The sequence below is a fragment of the Pseudomonas sp. HN2 genome, assembly GCF_020736465.1.
In the GTDB taxonomy this organism is placed as follows: domain Bacteria; phylum Pseudomonadota; class Gammaproteobacteria; order Pseudomonadales; family Pseudomonadaceae; genus Aquipseudomonas; species Aquipseudomonas moraviensis_A.
Window position 1 is genome coordinate 1,170,009 of sequence record NZ_CP085885.1, and the last position, 17,138, is coordinate 1,187,146.

The window sequence follows — 17,138 nt, forward strand, 5'->3', positions numbered from 1 at the left end:
CCTGTAGGAGTGAGCCTGCTCGCGATAGCTATCTATCAAGCGACACGATTCAGGTCGTTGCCGCGCGTCTCCTTCAAGCACAGCACCGCAATCAGACTCAACACCGCTGCCGCCGATACATACCCGCCGACATAGCTCAATCCACCCATCGCCACCAGTTTCTGCGCAAAGAACGGCGCCGCCGAGGCCCCGACGATGCCGCCCAGGTTGTACGCCGCCGAAGCGCCGGTATAACGCACGTGGGTCGGGAACAGTTCAGGCAACAGCGCGCCCATCGGCGCAAACGTCACGCCCATCAAGAACAGCTCGATGCACAGAAACAGCGCCACGCCCCAGGTCGAACCCTGAGTCAGCAACGGCTCCATCAGAAAACCGGAAAGAACCGCCAGTACGCCACCAATGATCAGTACCGGTTTGCGCCCGTAACGGTCGCTGGCCCAGGCCGACAATGGCGTAGCCGCCGCCATGAACAACACGGCGAAGCACAACAAGCCAAGAAACGTCTCGCGGCTATAACCCAGCGTGGATACGCCGTAGCTGAGCGAAAACACCGTCGAGATATAAAACAGCGCATAGCAGACCACCATCGCTGCCGCACCGAGCAGGGTTGGCGCCCAGTACTGGCTGAACAACTCGACCAGCGGCACCTTCACCCGCTCCTGACGGGCGATGGCATTGGCAAACACTGGCGTTTCATGCAGCTTGAGGCGCACGTACAGGCCGACCATCACCAGCGCCGCGCTGAGCAGAAACGGAATGCGCCAGCCCCAACTGCGGAATTGCTCGTCATCCAGGGTCATGGCCAAGGTCAGGAACAGGCCGTTGGCCGCCAGAAAACCAATCGATGGCCCGAGCTGCGGGAACATGCCGAACCAGGCCCGTTTGCCCTTCGGCGCGTTTTCCGTGGCCAGCAGCGCCGCACCGCCCCATTCCCCGCCAAGGCCCAGACCCTGACCGAAGCGCAGCACACACAACAGAATCGGCGCCCAGGCACCGATGCTGTCGTAGCCCGGCAAGACGCCAATCAAGGTTGTGCAAACCCCCATCAACAGCAGCGAGGCAACCAGCGTGGATTTACGACCGATGCGGTCGCCGAAGTGGCCAAACAGTGCCGAACCCAGTGGTCGGGCGAGAAAGGCGATACCAAAAGTGAGAAACGCTGAAAGCATCTGCGCCGTGCCGGAGGTCTGCGGAAAGAACACCGGCCCGATTACCAGCGCCGCAGCAGTGGCGTAGACGTAGAAGTCGTAGAACTCGATAGCGGTGCCGATAAAGCTTGCCGTGGCCACGCGGGTGGCGGAATTGGTCGGCTGGGCAGGCGCGGTTTCGCGGTAAGCGGTATGGGTCGTCATGCGGTGATCCCTGACAGTCATGAGCTCCAGTGGAGCGAATTATTATGGTCGAACACCCAGGGATGTGGGGTAGGGCGCGAGCGCTGTTTCGAGTAGGAACAGTCGTCGGTTTGCAGCGGAAACAGTCAGGATCCGGGTAGTGCCGGGTAGGCACAGGGATCGACGGCGCTTGGGTAAGCGCCTCGATTATAGGAAGGGGGCTAACGATCAAACAAGCGCAAAAGATCGCAGGGTAGGAGCTGCCGAAGGTTGCGATCTTTTGATCTTTTGATTTTTATCTGGCGGGCACCAAAGCAGGAGCAGAAGAGGTGTGCCAGATCAGCACCTTGCTCACCCGGTTCTCCTCGGTCTCGAGGATTTCCAGTCGATAACGCCCGATCTTCAGGCACACCGCGCTTTCCGGAATGGTTTCCAGCGCTTCGGTGACCAGGCCATTGAGCGTCTTCGGCCCGTCGCTTGGCAGATGCCAGCCCAGGCACTTGTTCACATCGCGGAGCGACGCGGCGCCATCGATCAGCATGCGCCCGTCGGCTTGTGGATGGATATGCGGGTTGTCGAGGCTGTGTTCGCTTTCGAATTCGCCGACGATCTCTTCGAGAATGTCCTCGAGGGTGACGATGCCCAGAACTTCGCCATACTCGTCGACGACCATGCCCAGGCGGCGCTGCTGCTTGTGAAAATTGAGCAATTGCAGTTGCAACGGCGTGCTTTCCGGGACGAAGTAGGGCTCGTAACTGGCGGCCAGCAGCGCTTCGCGGGTCAGTTCGCCATTGCTCAGCAAATGGCCGATCTGCCGGGTGTTGAGCACCGCTTCGACCTGATTGATGTCGCTGTGAAACACCGGCAGGCGCGTGCGTGTGTTGTTGCGCAGTTGCTCGATGATCTCTTCGATCGAATCGTCGAGATTGATGCCGTCGACATCACTGCGCGGCACCAGGATGTCGTTGACCGTAATGTTGTCCAGCGCGTGAATGCCCGCGACCGGGTGGGCGCGAACCGGGTGCTCTGGGGCGTCGTCAGGATCGGCCGGCAAATCATCTTCGCTCTGCTGCACCACCTGAGCCGTTCGCGTGAACGGAGTCGTCAGCAAAACGCTGAGACGGCTGAGCAGCCAGGCGAACGGGTAGACGATTTTCATCGGCACGGCCAGCAGAGCGTTGCCGAACGCCAATACGGCGTCGGGATAGCGCCGGGCTACGGCGCGCGGGAAATAATCGGCGAACACCAGCAGGATGGCGCCGGCGCCAAGGCAGGCCGCCCACGGGCCGTTTTCTTCACAGAGGAAGATCGCCAGCAGCGTCGCGATGATCACCGCAAGGGCGCGGCACAGGGTGTTGCAGAGGATCAGGCTGTCGAGCGGGAAGCTCAGCCTGGCCAGCGGTTTATCGCTGGCGCGCGAGGCGACACGTTGCGCAAGCAGGTACTGCTGCGCGATTTCGACGGCGGTAAACAGCCCCGACCATAAAATCAGCAGGACAAATACCGCGAGCATCGGCCCTATGGGCAAACCGTCCATTTATGCCGCCCGTCAGATGTGCAGAATGTATTCACGAACCAGTTTGCTGCCGAAGTACGCCAGCATCAGCAGGCAGAAACCGGCGAGGGTCCAGCGAATCGCCTTGTGGCCACGCCAGCCCAGACGGTTGCGGCCCCACAGCAGCACGCTGAAGACGATCCACGCCAGGCAGGCCAGCAGGGTCTTGTGCACCAGATGCTGGGCAAACAGGTTCTCGACGAACAGCCAGCCGGAGATCAGCGACAGCGACAGCAGCGTCCAGCCGGCCCAGAGAAAACCGAACAGCAGGCTCTCCATGGTTTGCAGCGGCGGGAAGTTCTTGATCAGCCCGGACGGGTGCTTGTGCTTGAGCTGATGGTCCTGCACCAGCAGCAGCAACGCCTGGAACACCGCGATGGTGAACATGCCGTAGGCGAGGATGGACAATAGAATGTGGGCGAGGATGCCCGGCTCTTCATCGATGATCTGCACCGTGCCGGTCGGCGCGAACTGCGCCAGCAATACCGTGATCGCGCCCAGCGGGAACAGCAGCACCAGCAGGTTTTCCACCGGGATCCGCGAACAGGCGAGCAGGGTCAGGGCAATCACCGCGGCGGCAATCAGGCTCGAGGCGCTGAAAAAGTCCAGGCCCAGGCCGATCGGGGTCAACAGATGAGTGAGCAGGCTGGCGCCGTGGGCGAGCACGGCGAACACGCCGAGGCTGACCAGCAGGCGCTTGTTCGCCTTGGCGCCGGTGGCCAGGCGGGTACTTTGATAGACGGTCGCAGCGGCATAGAGCAGGGCGGCGGCGAGGGTGGTCAGCAAACTGGGTGACAAGGGGAGCATAAATCCTGTTAGGCGAGCCCGAAAGGCGCTGAGTTTGGCATAGAACCGCCACGGCACGAAAGACTCCGCAAGCTGACGGCGAGGTGTCCGCCGGCCGCAGTCTTCGCTATAATCCGCGACCTGCCCACGCCGCAGGCTCGCCGAGCACATGTTGATTCCGGTCTGGGCCGCCATTATCCCGGTCTGTACAGGGCCTGAAAGGATCGCGCAATGTTTGAAAACTTAACCGACCGTCTCTCGCAGACGCTGCGCCATGTTACCGGCAAGGCGAAGCTGACCGAGGACAATATCAAAGACACCCTGCGTGAAGTGCGCATGGCGTTGCTCGAAGCTGACGTCGCATTGCCGGTGGTCAAGGACTTCGTCAATTCGGTCAAGGAGCGCGCTGTCGGCACCGAGGTGTCGCGCAGCCTGACGCCGGGCCAGGCGTTCGTGAAGATCGTCCAGGCCGAACTCGAAAGCCTGATGGGCGCGGCCAACGAAGATCTGAACCTGAGCGCTGTTCCTCCTGCCGTGATTCTGATGGCCGGTCTGCAGGGCGCGGGTAAAACCACCACTGCCGGCAAGCTGGCGCGCTTCCTTAAAGAGCGCAAGAAGAAGTCGGTCATGGTCGTGTCTGCGGACATCTACCGTCCGGCCGCGATCAAGCAGCTGGAAACCCTGGCCAACGACATCGGCGTGACGTTCTTCCCGTCCGACCTGAGCCAGAAGCCGGTCGACATCGCCAACGCGGCTATCAAAGAAGCAAAACTGAAATTCATCGATGTGGTGATCGTCGACACCGCCGGTCGTCTGCACATCGATGAAGAGATGATGGGCGAGATCAAGGCGTTGCACGCCGCGATCAACCCGGTGGAAACCCTGTTCGTGGTCGACGCCATGACTGGTCAGGACGCCGCCAACACGGCCAAGGCCTTTGGCGATGCGCTGCCGCTGACCGGTGTGATCCTGACCAAGGTCGACGGCGACGCCCGTGGCGGTGCCGCGCTGTCGGTGCGCGCCATCACCGGCAAGCCGATCAAGTTCATCGGTATGGGCGAGAAGAGCGAGGCGCTCGACCCGTTCCATCCTGAGCGGATCGCCTCGCGGATCCTCGGCATGGGCGACGTGCTCAGCCTGATCGAACAGGCTGAAGCGACCCTCGATAAAGACAAGGCCGACAAACTGGCCAAGAAGCTGAAGAAGGGCAAGGGCTTCGACCTCGAAGACTTCCGCGATCAGCTGCAACAGATGAAGAACATGGGTGGCCTGGGCGGGCTCATGGACAAACTGCCGAGCATCGGCGGCGTCAACCTGTCGCAAATGGGCAATGCCCAGAACGCCGCAGAGAAGCAATTCAAGCAGATGGAAGCCATCATCAATTCCATGACCCCGGCCGAGCGCCGCGACCCTGAGCTGATCAGCGGTTCGCGCAAGCGTCGGATCGCCATGGGTTCCGGCACGCAGGTGCAGGACATCGGCCGCTTGATCAAGCAGCACAAGCAGATGCAGAAGATGATGAAGAAATTCACCGCCAAGGGCGGTATGGCAAAAATGATGCGCGGCATGGGCGGTATGTTGCCCGGCGGCGGCATGCCGAAGATGTAAGACGTTCTGTCTGATCCATTCTTCTTATATATGGCGAGAGAAATGGGTAAGGCGGGCACAAGATCCGCGCCGGTCGTCGCACCGGCGCAGACCCTGCAAGGAAGCAGGATCAACAGCAAACCCGCACTCGGCGGGAGCTGACTGGCCGTTTTCATCGACGGCTCTCTATGCAAATCTGCACGGCATGCCATGGGCGCCGGAAAAAGGCATTTGCAAAAGTCCGGATATTCCTTAGAATATGCGGCCTTTCGGGCACCCATGCCCGCTGTGCATTTAGATTTGCAGCACCGACTACAGGAACGATGTTCACATGCTAACAATCCGTCTTGCCCTTGGCGGCTCCAAAAAGCGCCCGTTTTACCACCTGACCGTAACCGACTCGCGTAACCCGCGTGACGGCTCCCACAAAGAACAGGTTGGTTTCTTCAACCCTGTTGCCCGTGGTCAGGAAATCCGTCTGTCCGTGAACCAAGAGCGCGTTGCCTACTGGCTGAGCGTTGGTGCACAACCTTCTGAGCGCGTTGCTCAGTTGTTGAAGGAATCTGCCAAGGCTGCGGCCTGAGCAATATGAACGCGACGCCAGCCCCTGCCGATGATTTGATCGTTATTGGCAAAATTTATTCTGTTCATGGCGTTCGCGGCGAAGTGAAGGTTTATTCCTTTACTGATCCGACTGAAAACCTGTTGCAGTACAAAACCTGGACGCTCAAGCGCGAAGGCAATGTCAAACAGGTCGAGCTGGTCAGTGGACGCGGGAGCGACAAGTTTCTGGTCGCCAAGCTCAAGGGTCTCGATGATCGTGAAGAAGCTCGTCTTCTGGCCGGTTATGAGATCTGCGTGCCGCGCAACCTGTTCGCTGAATTGACCGAAGGCGAGTACTACTGGTACCAGTTGGAAGGTCTGAAGGTCATCGACACTCTTGGGCAATTGCTCGGGAAAATCGATCATCTTCTGGAAACCGGCGCCAATGATGTAATGGTCGTCAAGCCTTGCGCTGGCAGCCTGGATGATCGCGAACGCCTGTTGCCCTATACGGAGCAATGCGTGTTGGCCGTCGACCTGGAAGCGGGCGAGATGAAGGTGGATTGGGACGCGGATTTCTGAACGTGGCTAACTTGCGCGTAGAAGTGATCAGTCTGTTTCCCGAGATGTTTTCCGCCATTGGCGATTACGGCATCACCAGTCGTGCGGTCAAACAGGGGCTCTTGCAGCTGACCTGTTGGAATCCGCGAGATTACACGACGGATCGGCATCACACTGTGGACGATCGCCCGTTTGGCGGTGGTCCGGGCATGGTGATGAAGATCAAGCCCCTGGAAGATGCTCTGGCCCAGGCCAAGGCAGCAGCCGGGGAGGCGGCGAAGGTGATTTACCTGTCCCCCCAAGGCCGTCAACTGACTCAGTCGGCGGTACGCGAGCTGGCACAATCGGATGCATTGATCCTGATTGCCGGCCGCTACGAAGGCATTGACGAGCGCTTTATTGAGGCTCATGTCGATGAAGAGTGGTCGATTGGCGACTATGTACTGTCTGGCGGCGAGCTGCCGGCCATGGTCCTGATCGATGCGGTTACACGACTGCTGCCTGGAGCTTTAGGGCATGCGGATTCCGCTGAGGAAGATTCCTTTACGGATGGTCTGCTGGATTGCCCGCACTACACCCGACCGGAGGTGTATGCGGATCAGCGTGTTCCCGACGTGTTGCTGAGTGGCAATCACGCGCATATCCGGCGTTGGCGTTTACAGCAGTCCCTTGGTCGGACCTATGAACGACGCGCCGATCTTCTGGAAAGCCGCTCGCTTTCTGGAGAAGAGAAGAAGCTGCTCGAGGAATACATCCGCGAGCGGGACGATAGTTAACAACGTATCGATGGTAGATCGAACGATTTACCTTAGGAGCACAGCATGACCAACAAAATCATCCTTGCACTCGAAGCAGAGCAGATGACCAAAGAAATCCCTACCTTCGCCCCAGGCGACACTATTGTCGTTCAGGTGAAAGTGAAGGAAGGCGATCGTTCCCGTCTGCAAGCGTTCGAAGGCGTTGTAATCGCCAAGCGTAACCGCGGCGTGAACAGTGCGTTCACCGTTCGTAAAATCTCCAACGGTGTTGGCGTAGAACGTACTTTCCAGACCTACTCCCCGCAGATCGACAGCATGGCTGTTAAACGTCGCGGTGACGTACGTAAAGCCAAGCTGTACTACCTGCGCGACCTGTCGGGTAAAGCAGCCCGCATCAAGGAAAAACTGGCTTAAGCCCAGCTTCCGATGCAGAAAAAAGCAGCCTACGGGCTGCTTTTTTGTTGCCTGCGATTTACCGGACGCCTTGCACGCGCCTCGTTTAATGAAGCTGCCTGTTTCTTGAACTGGCCGGCTATGAAAGACTGGCGCCCCTTTACTGACTATTTGCACGCCGCGCGAAAAGCAGCCTGCCCGAGCCCCCATGCCTGCCATCGACCATCTGCTGATTGATCAATTCCTCGACGCTTTATGGCTGGAAAAAGGCCTCTCCGACAATACCCGCGACGCCTATCGCAGCGATCTCGCGCTGTTCAACGGCTGGTTGCAGGAGAAGAATCTCGAGCTGATCAATGCCGGCCGAGAGTTGATCCTCGATCACCTGGCGTGGCGTCTGGAGCAGAACTACAAGCCGCGCTCGACCGCCAGATTTCTCTCCGGGGTGCGTGGCTTTTATCGCTATCTGCTGCGGGAAAAGCTGATCAGTGTCGATCCGACGTTACGCGTCGACATGCCACAACTGGGCAGGCCGTTACCCAAGTCGCTTTCGGAAGCCGATGTCGACGCGCTGCTCAAGGCGCCGGATTTGAGTGACGCCATCGGCCAGCGTGACCGCGCGATGCTGGAAGTGTTGTATGCCTGTGGTTTGCGCGTGACCGAACTGATCAGCCTGACGCTGGAGCAGGTCAACCTGCGCCAGGGCGTATTGCGGGTGATGGGCAAGGGCAGCAAGGAACGGCTGGTGCCGATGGGCGAGGAGGCGATTGTCTGGGTCGAGCGTTATATGCGTGATGGCCGTCAGGAATTGCTCGGTGGCCGCCCCAGCGATGTGCTGTTCCCCAGCCAGCGCGGCGAGCAGATGACCCGGCAGACGTTCTGGCACCGGATCAAGCACCAGGCCAAGGTCGCCGGGATCAACAAGTCGCTGTCTCCGCATACCTTGCGCCACGCGTTTGCCACGCACCTGCTCAACCATGGCGCGGACTTGCGCGTGGTGCAGATGCTGCTTGGCCACAGCGACCTTTCCACCACGCAGATTTATACCCACGTCGCCCGCGCCCGCCTGCAGGACTTGCACGCCAAACACCACCCCCGCGGCTGAACACCAAACCCTTGTAGGAGTGAGCCTGCTCGCGATAGCGGTCTGTTAGTCAAAGCCGTGTCGGCAGGACTACCGCTATCGCGAGCAGGCTCACTCCTACAAGGATTCTGCGGTGACGTTCAAATGTGTGGCGACAGGCGCATTCGGCCCTCGCGGCCTTATGTGTTAGGCTTTCCCGGTTTGCACGATGGACGGTTATGACCCGGTGTTTCGCACGGGCGTTCTGATCGTTTCATTGGCCCGCCCTCAGGAGTACTCATGCGTCTGACCCAGATTTTCGCCGCCGCCGCTATTGCGCTGGTGAGCACCTTTGCCGTCGCCGACGACGCGGCCGACAAAGCCATTCGTCAAAGCCTGGAAAAACTCGAACTCGAGGTTCCGGTCGAAAGCATCAATGCCAGCCCGTTGCCCGGCATGTACGAAGTCAAACTCAAAGGCAGTCGCGTGCTCTACGCGAGCGCCGATGGCCAGTACATCGTGCAGGGCAACCTGTACCAGTTGGAGAGCGGCAAACCGGTCAACCTGACCGAGAAGACCGAACGCCTGGGCATTTCCAAACTGATCAATGCCATTCCGGTCGCCGAAACCGTGGTCTACCCGGCGGTGGGCGAGACCAAATCGCACATCACCGTGTTCACCGACACCACCTGCCCGTATTGCCACAAACTGCACGCCGAAGTGCCCGAGCTGAACAAGCGCGGCATCGAAGTGCGCTACGTGGCATTCCCGCGCCAGGGCCTGAATTCGCCGGGCGACGAACAGCTGCAAGCGGTGTGGTGTTCGAAAGACAAGAAAGCTGCCATGGACAAAATGGTCGATGGCAAGGAAATCAAGGCCGCCAAGTGCGATAACCCGGTTTCCAGGCAGTTCGCCCTCGGTCAGTCGATCGGCGTGAACGGCACACCGGCCATCGTTTTGGCTGACGGCCAGGTCATTCCGGGCTACCAGCCTGCGCCACAAGTCGCCAAACTGGCGCTGGGCGCGAAGTAATTCGCATCGTCACGGGCAGCCGTTGACGATCGTGGTCCGGCAGCAACAACGCCGGGCCATCAACAGAGAGCCGCGAGCACGCGGTTGTTTTCCGGCCGACCCTGCGTCGGCCGTTTCATGGGGAGTTCACAGTGAATCCGGTCAAAGTAGGCATCTGTGGGTTAGGGACCGTCGGTGGCGGTACCTTCAACGTACTTCAGCGCAACGCCGAGGAAATTGCTCGTCGTGCCGGGCGTGGAATCGAAGTGGCACAAATTGCCACGCGCACGCCAAAGCCTCAGTTCCAGACGACCGGTATTGCGATTACCAACGATGTCTTCGAAGTGGCCACGAACCCTGAGATCGACATCGTCATAGAGCTGATGGGCGGCTACACCGTTGCCCGCGAGCTGGTACTCAAGGCCATCGAGAATGGCAAGCATGTGGTCACCGCGAACAAGGCACTGATTGCCGTTCACGGTAATGAAATTTTCGCCAAGGCCCGCGAGAAAGGCGTGATCGTGGCGTTCGAGGCCGCGGTGGCCGGTGGCATTCCGGTGATCAAGGCGATCCGCGAAGGCCTGTCCGCCAACCGTATCAACTGGGTCGCCGGGATCATCAATGGCACCGGCAACTTCATCCTCACCGAAATGCGCGAGAAGGGCCGTACGTTCGAAGACGTGCTGGCCGAAGCGCAGGCGCTGGGTTATGCCGAAGCCGACCCGACCTTCGACGTCGAAGGCATCGATGCCGCGCACAAGCTGACCATTCTGGCGTCGATTGCGTTCGGTATTCCGCTGCAATTCGACAAGGCATACACCGAAGGCATCACCAAACTGACCACCGCCGACGTCAACTATGCCGAAGCGCTGGGCTATCGCATCAAGCACCTCGGTGTGGCGCGCAGCACTGACGCCGGCATCGAGTTGCGCGTACACCCGACGCTGATCCCGGCCGATCGCCTGATCGCCAACGTCAACGGGGTGATGAACGCAGTGATGGTCAACGGTGACGCCGCCGGTTCGACGCTGTTCTATGGTGCCGGCGCTGGCATGGAGCCAACCGCTTCGTCGGTGATCGCCGATCTGGTCGACGTGGTTCGCGCGATGACTTCCGACCCGGAAAACCGCGTGCCGCACCTGGCCTTCCAGCCGGACTCGCTGTCGGCACATCCGATCCTGCCGATCGAAGCATGCGAAAGCGCTTACTACCTGCGCATTCACGCCAAGGACCACCCGGGCGTACTGGCTCAGGTGGCGAGCATCCTGTCGGAGCGCGGCATCAATATCGAATCGATCATGCAGAAGGAAGTCGAAGAGCATGACGGCCTTGTGCCGATGATCCTGCTGACCCACCGCGTGGTCGAGCAACGTATCAACGATGCGATCACTGCGCTGGAAGCACTGGCTGGCGTCGACGGCCCGGTTGTACGGATCCGCGTCGAACACTTGAACTAAAAGCAGCGGCAAGCTTCGGGCGGCAAGCGGCAAGAGAGAAGCAGTCTGGCTTTTACTTGCAGCTTGCAGCTTGCAGCTTGCAGCTCAAACCGAAGGTTTGAAAAAATGCGATATATCAGTACCCGCGGCCAGGCACCGGCCCTGAATTTCGAAGACGTCCTGCTGGCCGGTCTTGCGACCGATGGCGGTCTGTACGTCCCGGAAAACCTGCCACGTTTCACTCAGGAAGAGATCGCCTCCTGGGCCGGTCTGCCCTATCACGAACTGGCCTTCCGGGTGATGCGCCCGTTCGTAACCGGCAGTATCCCGGATGCCGATTTCAAGAAGATCCTCGAAGAAACCTACGGTGTGTTCGCCCACAGTGCCGTTGCGCCACTGCGTCAGTTGAACGGCAACGAGTGGGTGCTGGAGCTGTTCCACGGTCCGACCCTGGCGTTCAAGGACTTCGCCCTGCAACTGCTGGGGCGTCTGCTCGATTACGTGCTGGAAAAGCGCGGCGAGCGCGTGGTGATCGTCGGCGCCACTTCCGGTGATACCGGTTCGGCGGCCATCGAAGGCTGTAAGCACTGCGAGAACGTCGACATCTTCATCCTGCACCCGCACCAGCGCGTATCTGAGGTGCAGCGTCGGCAGATGACGACGATCTTCGGCGAGAACATCCACAACATCGCCATCGAAGGCAACTTCGATGACTGCCAGGAAATGGTCAAGAACAGCTTCGCCGACCAGAGCTTCCTCAAAGGCACGCGTCTGGTGGCGGTGAACTCGATCAACTGGGCGCGGATCATGGCCCAGATCGTTTACTACTTCCATGCGGCCCTGCAGTTGGGCGGTCCGGCGCGTTCGGTGTCGTTCTCGGTACCCACCGGCAACTTCGGCGACATCTTCGCCGGTTACCTGGCACGCAACATGGGCCTGCCGATCAACCAGTTGATCGTCGCAACCAACCGCAACGACATCCTGCACCGCTTCATGAGCGGCAACCAGTACGTCAAGGAAACCCTGCACGCGACCTTGTCGCCGTCGATGGACATCATGGTTTCGTCCAACTTTGAACGCCTGCTGTTCGACCTGCATGGTCGCAATGGTGCGGCGATTGCCGGCCTGATGGGCTCGTTCAAAAAGGACGGCAGCTTCAGCGTCGAACAAGAGCGCTGGACCGAAGCGCGCAAACTGTTTGATTCGCTGGCGGTGGATGACGCCCAGACCTGTGAAACCATCGCCGAAGTCTACGAGCAGACCGGTGAAGTCCTCGATCCGCACACCGCCATCGGCGTCAAAGCCGCGCGCGAGTGCCGTCGCAGTCTGGACATCCCGATGGTGATTCTGGGCACTGCCCATCCGGTCAAGTTTCCCGAGGCAGTGGAGAAAGCGGGTGTAGGAAAAGCGCTCGAACTACCTGCACATCTTTCTGATTTGTTTGAGCGAAACGAGCGCTGCACGGTTCTGCCGAACGACCTGAAAGCCGTGCAAGCCTTTGTCAGCCAGCATGGCAACCGCGGCAAGCCACTCTAAGCCTGAAAAAGCTGTCACATTTTGAAGCCCGTCTCCTGACGGGCTTTTTTGTTTCTGCTGCCACACTGCTCGGGTTTTCACCCACGAAGGACGGGTGAGTCGATCACGAAGGAAATGGCAATGCTGTTTTACAGAGGTTTGAAACCGGCACTGGGCTGGTTGTTTTTGTCGGCGGTGCTGGGGTGGATGCACAGCGCCATGGCAGCGCAAATGGTACTTGATCAGGCGAATGCGCCCGTCAATGTGCAGCCTGTCGAACTGGACGCACGCGAACGTCAATGGATTCGCGAAAACCCGAAGGTGACAGTGGCATCAGTGCAATACCCGCTGTATCTGTTTCAGGACGAGCACGGGCAGTGGAACGGTCTGAACAACGATGTGCTCAAGCGTGTCACCGCGATGACCGGGCTGCAATTCGAGCATCAGGAATCCTTTTCCACCGACCACATGCTCGAACGCCTGCAAAGCGGGGTTGCGGACATCAGTACGACCCTGGCCATGAGCGATGATCGCAAGCTGTTCCTTGATTTCAGCCACGCTTTCGGTGGTGCGGGCTGGGTTTTTGTCGGCCATGCGGACGCGCCAGTGGTGGACTCTTTCGAGCAACTGGCGAGGCGCGTGTTGGTGCTACCTGCCCGGCACGCACTGGAAGATGTGATTCGGCGTGATTTCCCTTCGATTGAAATACGCTCAGTGAAAACCTACGCCGAAGCCCGGGCGCTGGTTGAAAGTGGTGAAGCCTACGCCACGATCGAAAACGAAATCGGCGCGCAGCTCTATCCGCTGGGCATGCTCAAAGTCGGTGGCTTGGTGGAGGGCAAGTGGGAAGCCGATCACCTGGCTGTACGAAAAGGCATGCCCGAGCTGCTGAGTATTCTCAACAAGGCACTGGAAGCTTTCCCGGCCGCTGAGTTGCGAGCGATCCGGCTTAAGTGGCTCGAAGGCATTTCACCGGCGCCCGTGCCATCGATCTGGCAGCAGTTGGTTGAATGGGGATGCTGGGCGATGGGGGTGATCGGTGTTTTCGGGATACTGTCGCTGGTGTGGAACAGGCGTCTGGCGGCGGTGATCAAGTTGCGCTGTGAGGCGGAGAAGGAGTTGGGTGATCAGTTGGCGTTTCAACATGCCCTGATCGATTCCATGCCGGATCCGGTGTTCGTGCGCGATCTCCAGGGGCGTCTGATCATCTGCAACCGCAGTTACGAAGAGGCGCTGTCGGTGCGCCTGGACCAGATGCAGGGGCGGTTGTTGATCGAGGTCGATGCGTTTCCCGAAACGACCGCGCGGATGCTGCACGATGAGTTCATCGCGCAGCTGCAGACTCGCAAGTCGCGCTTCAGCAAGCGCGAGCTGCTATTCAATGGCGGCCCACGTGAGGTCTATCAGTGGACGGTGCCGTTTTACAGCGGTGACGGCAAATTGCGCGGCTTGTTGGGTGGCTGGACCGACATCACTCAACGCCGGACTGAGAGCGGCTGCCGATGTCTGCATTGAAGAAGGGAAATGTCCTGCAAGACGCGACTACTTTTCTGATGGGAGGCTTAAGACGCCTGGCCTAGAGTGGACGACAACTGCGGTGAGAGTCCGCGATGATCGCTCCAGAGGTCGCCCATGCGCTCGCTTAAAGTCCTGATTCTTGAACCCAATCCGTTCCAGCTGATGGCATTGCATCAAATGCTCAATGCCATCGGCATCTACGACGTCCTGACCGCCCCCTCGTTAGCGTCAGCCTTATGTTCCCTGGGACACCGCGGTGCGGTCGATATCGCCATTTGCGATCCGCAACTCAGGGGTGGGGATGGCCTGGCCCTGATCCACCATCTGGCCGCGCACCATGAGGCACGGGCGCTGATTCTGCTGGGGTCGGTCGCGCAGAGCCTGTTGACTGACCTGGAACCGGTGCTTCGCCAACAACGACTGCGCCTGCTGGGGCGTCTGCAAACGCCGGTCTCGGCAGTGTTGATGAGGGGCCTGCTGGACAGTTATCTGATCTCGCCGCCGGAACTCATCGAGGCCTGAAGGGGACGGTTATTTTTCTGTCATCTTCGCCGTGCATGCTCTGTCAGACGCAGCCCCCACGAGATTGGGGCGTGAGAGGCAGAACTTTCTTCTCGGGCCGGTGGTCATTTAATGTGAACACGCCCCAGGCACTGTGTTTTCGGACTATTGAGTGGAGATCGAGATGGAAAGTATCAGTCTATTGCTCGGTGAGGCTCTGAGCCCGTATCAGGTGACGCTGACCCCTCGCGGCAGCCATGGTGAATGTCTGGTGACGCTGAAGAACAGCAGCGGCGCCATTGTGGTGGAACGCGAATTCAATCAGGCCCAGTTGAGCGACAAGCGCTTGCTGACAGATGTGGTGGACGGCCTGCACCGCGACGTGATGATCGCCGAAGGACGGCTGGAACCCTGCGTCATCGCGGCGTTGCGCAATGCGGCACTGGACAAGCGTCCGGCCCTGTAAAGATGAAATATGTTTTGTGGGAACCTTCCTGCATCCCTGTCAGTCAGACCCCATAACAGCAGGATCAAGCATTGTGCTCCGGTGCTTGTCGCTTGCTGCTACGGGTCTCGAAGCAGACCACGTTTAACCCCGAGTCGTCTCCCCACTTCTCGGGGTTTCTTTTTGCCTGGCGTTTGCTCACGGCGCATTGGGTTGCGCGAAAACCAGAATGCTCAGCGGTGCTTAAATGGCTCCGTCTTCACGCAACCTGGCGATCTGCGCTGCGTCGTAGCCCAGTTCGCCAAGCACCTGCGCGGTGTGTTCGCCAAGCTGTGGTCCGACCCATTCCGACGAACCCGGCGTTTCGGAGAGTTTCGGCACGATGCCGGGCATCTTGAAATCCTTGCCGTCCGGCAGCTTGGCATGCAGGAACATCTCCCGCGCCAGGTATTGCGGATCGTTGAACATGTCCTCGGCGCTGAAGATCCGGCTGACCGGTACGTCGGCCTGATTGAGCAAGTCGAGAACGGTCTGCAGCGGTAAGGAATTGACCCAGCGATCAATCACGCCATACAACTCGTCGCGACGACTGTCGCGGCCGTCATTGCTGGCCAGTGCCGGGTCGTTCGCCAGGTCGTCGCGCCCGATGACCTGCATGAACCGTTTGAAGATTGCATCGCCATTGGCGCCGATCTGCACATGCTTGCCGTCGGCGCTGGTGTGGATCGAAGAGGGCGTGATGCCCGGCATGATGTTGCCGCTGCGCTCGCGGATGAAACCGAAGACGTCGAACTCCGGCACCATGCTTTCCATCATCGCGAAAATCGCCTCATACAGGGCGACGTCGACCACTTGGCCAAGTCCGCCATTGACCTCACGATGACGCAAAGCCATCAACGCACCAATCACGCCCCACAGCGCGGCAATTGAATCGCCGATGGAAATCCCGGTGCGCACCGGCGGCCGATCCTCGAAACCGGTGATGTACCGCAGGCCGCCCATGGATTCGCCAACCGCGCCGAAGCCTGGCTGATCCTTCATTGGCCCGGTCTGGCCAAAACCGGACAGGCGCACCATCACCAGTTTCGGGTTCAGCGCATGCAAGGTTTCCCAGCTCAGGCCGAGTTTTTCCAGCACGCCGGGGCGGAAGTTTTCGATGAGGATGTCGGCTTCGCCAAGCAGCTGTTTCAGGATCGCCAAGCCGTCGGGGTGTTTCAGATTGAGGGTCAGGGACTTCTTGTTGCGCGCCTGGACGAACCACCACAGGGAGGTGCCTTCGTACAACTTGCGCCATTTGCGCAGGGGATCGCCGCCGTCCGGCGATTCGATCTTGATCACTTCGGCGCCGAATTCGCCGCAGATGCGCGAGGCAAACGGCCCGGCGATCAGCGTACCCAATTCAATGACTTTCAGACCCGAGAGCGGTTTGCTGGTGAACGGCATGCGAAATCCTGTAGGACAAGGCTGAGCGGATAGAGGGTTTTAACATAGCCGGCTGTCCGACGCCGCAGCTTGATCGCCATCAATTCGATGATTGCCTGTGGCATCGGTTAGACTTGCCGACTTTCCTCGTATCAAGAAGCCCGTTCATGGCCCAGCCGTCCACTACCTACAAATTTGAACTGAACCTCACCGACCTCGACCGCAGCGTCTACGAGAGCGTCAAGCAGACCATCGCCCGTCATCCTTCGGAGACCGAAGAGCGCATGACCGTGCGGCTGCTGGCCTACGCGCTCTGGTATAACGAGCAGCTGTCGTTCGGCCGTGGTCTGTCAGACGTGGATGAACCGGCCTTGTGGGAAAAGAGCCTGGATGACCGCGTCCTGCACTGGATCGAAGTCGGCCAGCCGGACGCCGACCGCCTGACCTGGTGCTCGCGCCGCACCGAACGCACCAGCCTGCTGGCCTACGGCAGTCTGCGCGTATGGGAAACCAAGGTGATCCCGGCGATCAAGAATCTGAAAAACGTCAACATCGCTGCCGTCCCGCAGGAAGTGCTGGAAACTCTGGCCAAGGACATGCCGCGCGTCATCAAGTGGGACGTGATGATCAGCGAAGGCACGATCTTCGTCACCGACGATCGCGGTCAGCACGAAGTCCAGTTGCAATGGCTGCAAGGTGAGCGCGGCTAAGTC

Annotated in this window: 17 protein-coding genes; 13 read left to right on the top strand and 4 right to left on the bottom strand. The window is 59.5% G+C overall.

From position 1 onward, the window contains the following. Positions 1-35: 35 nt before the first annotated feature. The 3 genes from LIS66_RS05005 to LIS66_RS05015 form a co-directional block, all read right to left on the bottom strand. Positions 36-1,352: an MFS transporter gene (locus LIS66_RS05005; RefSeq protein ID WP_227973750.1), complete on the bottom strand. Its 1,317-nt coding sequence runs from the start codon at positions 1,350-1,352 to the stop codon at positions 36-38. A 274-nt stretch (positions 1,353-1,626) separates the two neighbouring features. Then, positions 1,627-2,868, bottom strand: coding sequence for a transporter associated domain-containing protein (locus LIS66_RS05010; RefSeq protein ID WP_042606916.1), 1,242 nt, complete (start codon positions 2,866-2,868; stop codon positions 1,627-1,629). Positions 2,869-2,880: 12 nt separating this feature from the next. Beyond that, on the bottom strand, positions 2,881-3,693 hold the full coding sequence (locus LIS66_RS05015; RefSeq protein WP_016771539.1) for a cytochrome C assembly family protein: 813 nt from the start codon (positions 3,691-3,693) through the stop codon (positions 2,881-2,883). Between the two features lie 210 nt (positions 3,694-3,903). On the opposite strand from LIS66_RS05015, the gene ffh reads away from it, so the two are divergent. The 12 genes from ffh to LIS66_RS05075 all read left to right on the top strand — a co-directional run bounded on the left by ffh (position 3,904) and on the right by LIS66_RS05075 (position 15,024). Then, complete coding sequence (ffh, locus tag LIS66_RS05020; protein ID WP_007967791.1) at positions 3,904-5,280, top strand: signal recognition particle protein; 1,377 nt, start codon at positions 3,904-3,906, stop codon at positions 5,278-5,280. Positions 5,281-5,590: 310 nt separating this feature from the next. Continuing rightward, positions 5,591-5,842: a 30S ribosomal protein S16 gene (gene rpsP, locus LIS66_RS05025; protein ID WP_003185073.1), complete on the top strand. Its 252-nt coding sequence runs from the start codon at positions 5,591-5,593 to the stop codon at positions 5,840-5,842. Between the two features lie 5 nt (positions 5,843-5,847). Then, on the top strand, positions 5,848-6,384 hold the full coding sequence (gene rimM / locus LIS66_RS05030) for a ribosome maturation factor RimM (protein ID WP_016771538.1): 537 nt from the start codon (positions 5,848-5,850) through the stop codon (positions 6,382-6,384). A gap of 44 nt (positions 6,385-6,428) precedes the next feature. Beyond that, complete coding sequence (gene trmD, locus LIS66_RS05035; protein WP_231507574.1) at positions 6,429-7,139, top strand: tRNA (guanosine(37)-N1)-methyltransferase TrmD; 711 nt, start codon at positions 6,429-6,431, stop codon at positions 7,137-7,139. 45 nt (positions 7,140-7,184) lie between these two features. Next, positions 7,185-7,535, top strand: coding sequence for a 50S ribosomal protein L19 (gene rplS / locus LIS66_RS05040; RefSeq protein ID WP_003175895.1), 351 nt, complete (start codon positions 7,185-7,187; stop codon positions 7,533-7,535). Between the two features lie 187 nt (positions 7,536-7,722). Then, positions 7,723-8,619 carry a site-specific tyrosine recombinase XerD gene (gene xerD, locus LIS66_RS05045; RefSeq protein WP_042606917.1) on the top strand — a complete coding sequence of 299 codons (897 nt, stop codon included), beginning with the start codon at positions 7,723-7,725 and terminating at the stop codon, positions 8,617-8,619. A 258-nt stretch (positions 8,620-8,877) separates the two neighbouring features. Next, positions 8,878-9,609 carry a bifunctional protein-disulfide isomerase/oxidoreductase DsbC gene (dsbC, locus tag LIS66_RS05050; protein ID WP_227973751.1) on the top strand — a complete coding sequence of 244 codons (732 nt, stop codon included), beginning with the start codon at positions 8,878-8,880 and terminating at the stop codon, positions 9,607-9,609. A gap of 131 nt (positions 9,610-9,740) precedes the next feature. Then, positions 9,741-11,045, top strand: coding sequence for a homoserine dehydrogenase (locus LIS66_RS05055; protein ID WP_024011722.1), 1,305 nt, complete (start codon positions 9,741-9,743; stop codon positions 11,043-11,045). 105 nt (positions 11,046-11,150) lie between these two features. Then, on the top strand, positions 11,151-12,560 hold the full coding sequence (gene thrC, locus LIS66_RS05060) for a threonine synthase (RefSeq protein WP_042606919.1): 1,410 nt from the start codon (positions 11,151-11,153) through the stop codon (positions 12,558-12,560). Between the two features lie 120 nt (positions 12,561-12,680). Then, on the top strand, positions 12,681-14,054 hold the full coding sequence (locus tag LIS66_RS05065) for a transporter substrate-binding domain-containing protein (RefSeq protein WP_042606920.1): 1,374 nt from the start codon (positions 12,681-12,683) through the stop codon (positions 14,052-14,054). Between the two features lie 117 nt (positions 14,055-14,171). Continuing rightward, entirely contained in the window at positions 14,172-14,579 is a 408-nt protein-coding gene (locus tag LIS66_RS05070; RefSeq protein ID WP_227973752.1) for a response regulator, read from the top strand. A gap of 163 nt (positions 14,580-14,742) precedes the next feature. After that, positions 14,743-15,024, top strand: a complete 282-nt coding sequence (locus LIS66_RS05075) for a DUF3509 domain-containing protein (RefSeq protein ID WP_016771530.1) — start codon at positions 14,743-14,745, stop codon at positions 15,022-15,024. A gap of 222 nt (positions 15,025-15,246) precedes the next feature. On the opposite strand, the gene LIS66_RS05080 is transcribed toward LIS66_RS05075, so the two are convergent. Next, positions 15,247-16,446 (bottom strand): CaiB/BaiF CoA transferase family protein, encoded by a 1,200-nt coding sequence (locus tag LIS66_RS05080; RefSeq protein ID WP_227973753.1) that lies wholly within the window; start codon positions 16,444-16,446, stop codon positions 15,247-15,249. Between the two features lie 146 nt (positions 16,447-16,592). Between LIS66_RS05080 and LIS66_RS05085 the strand changes: the two genes are divergently transcribed. Then, positions 16,593-17,135: a YaeQ family protein gene (locus tag LIS66_RS05085; RefSeq protein WP_007908961.1), complete on the top strand. Its 543-nt coding sequence runs from the start codon at positions 16,593-16,595 to the stop codon at positions 17,133-17,135. The last annotated feature ends 3 nt before the right edge of the window (positions 17,136-17,138 follow it).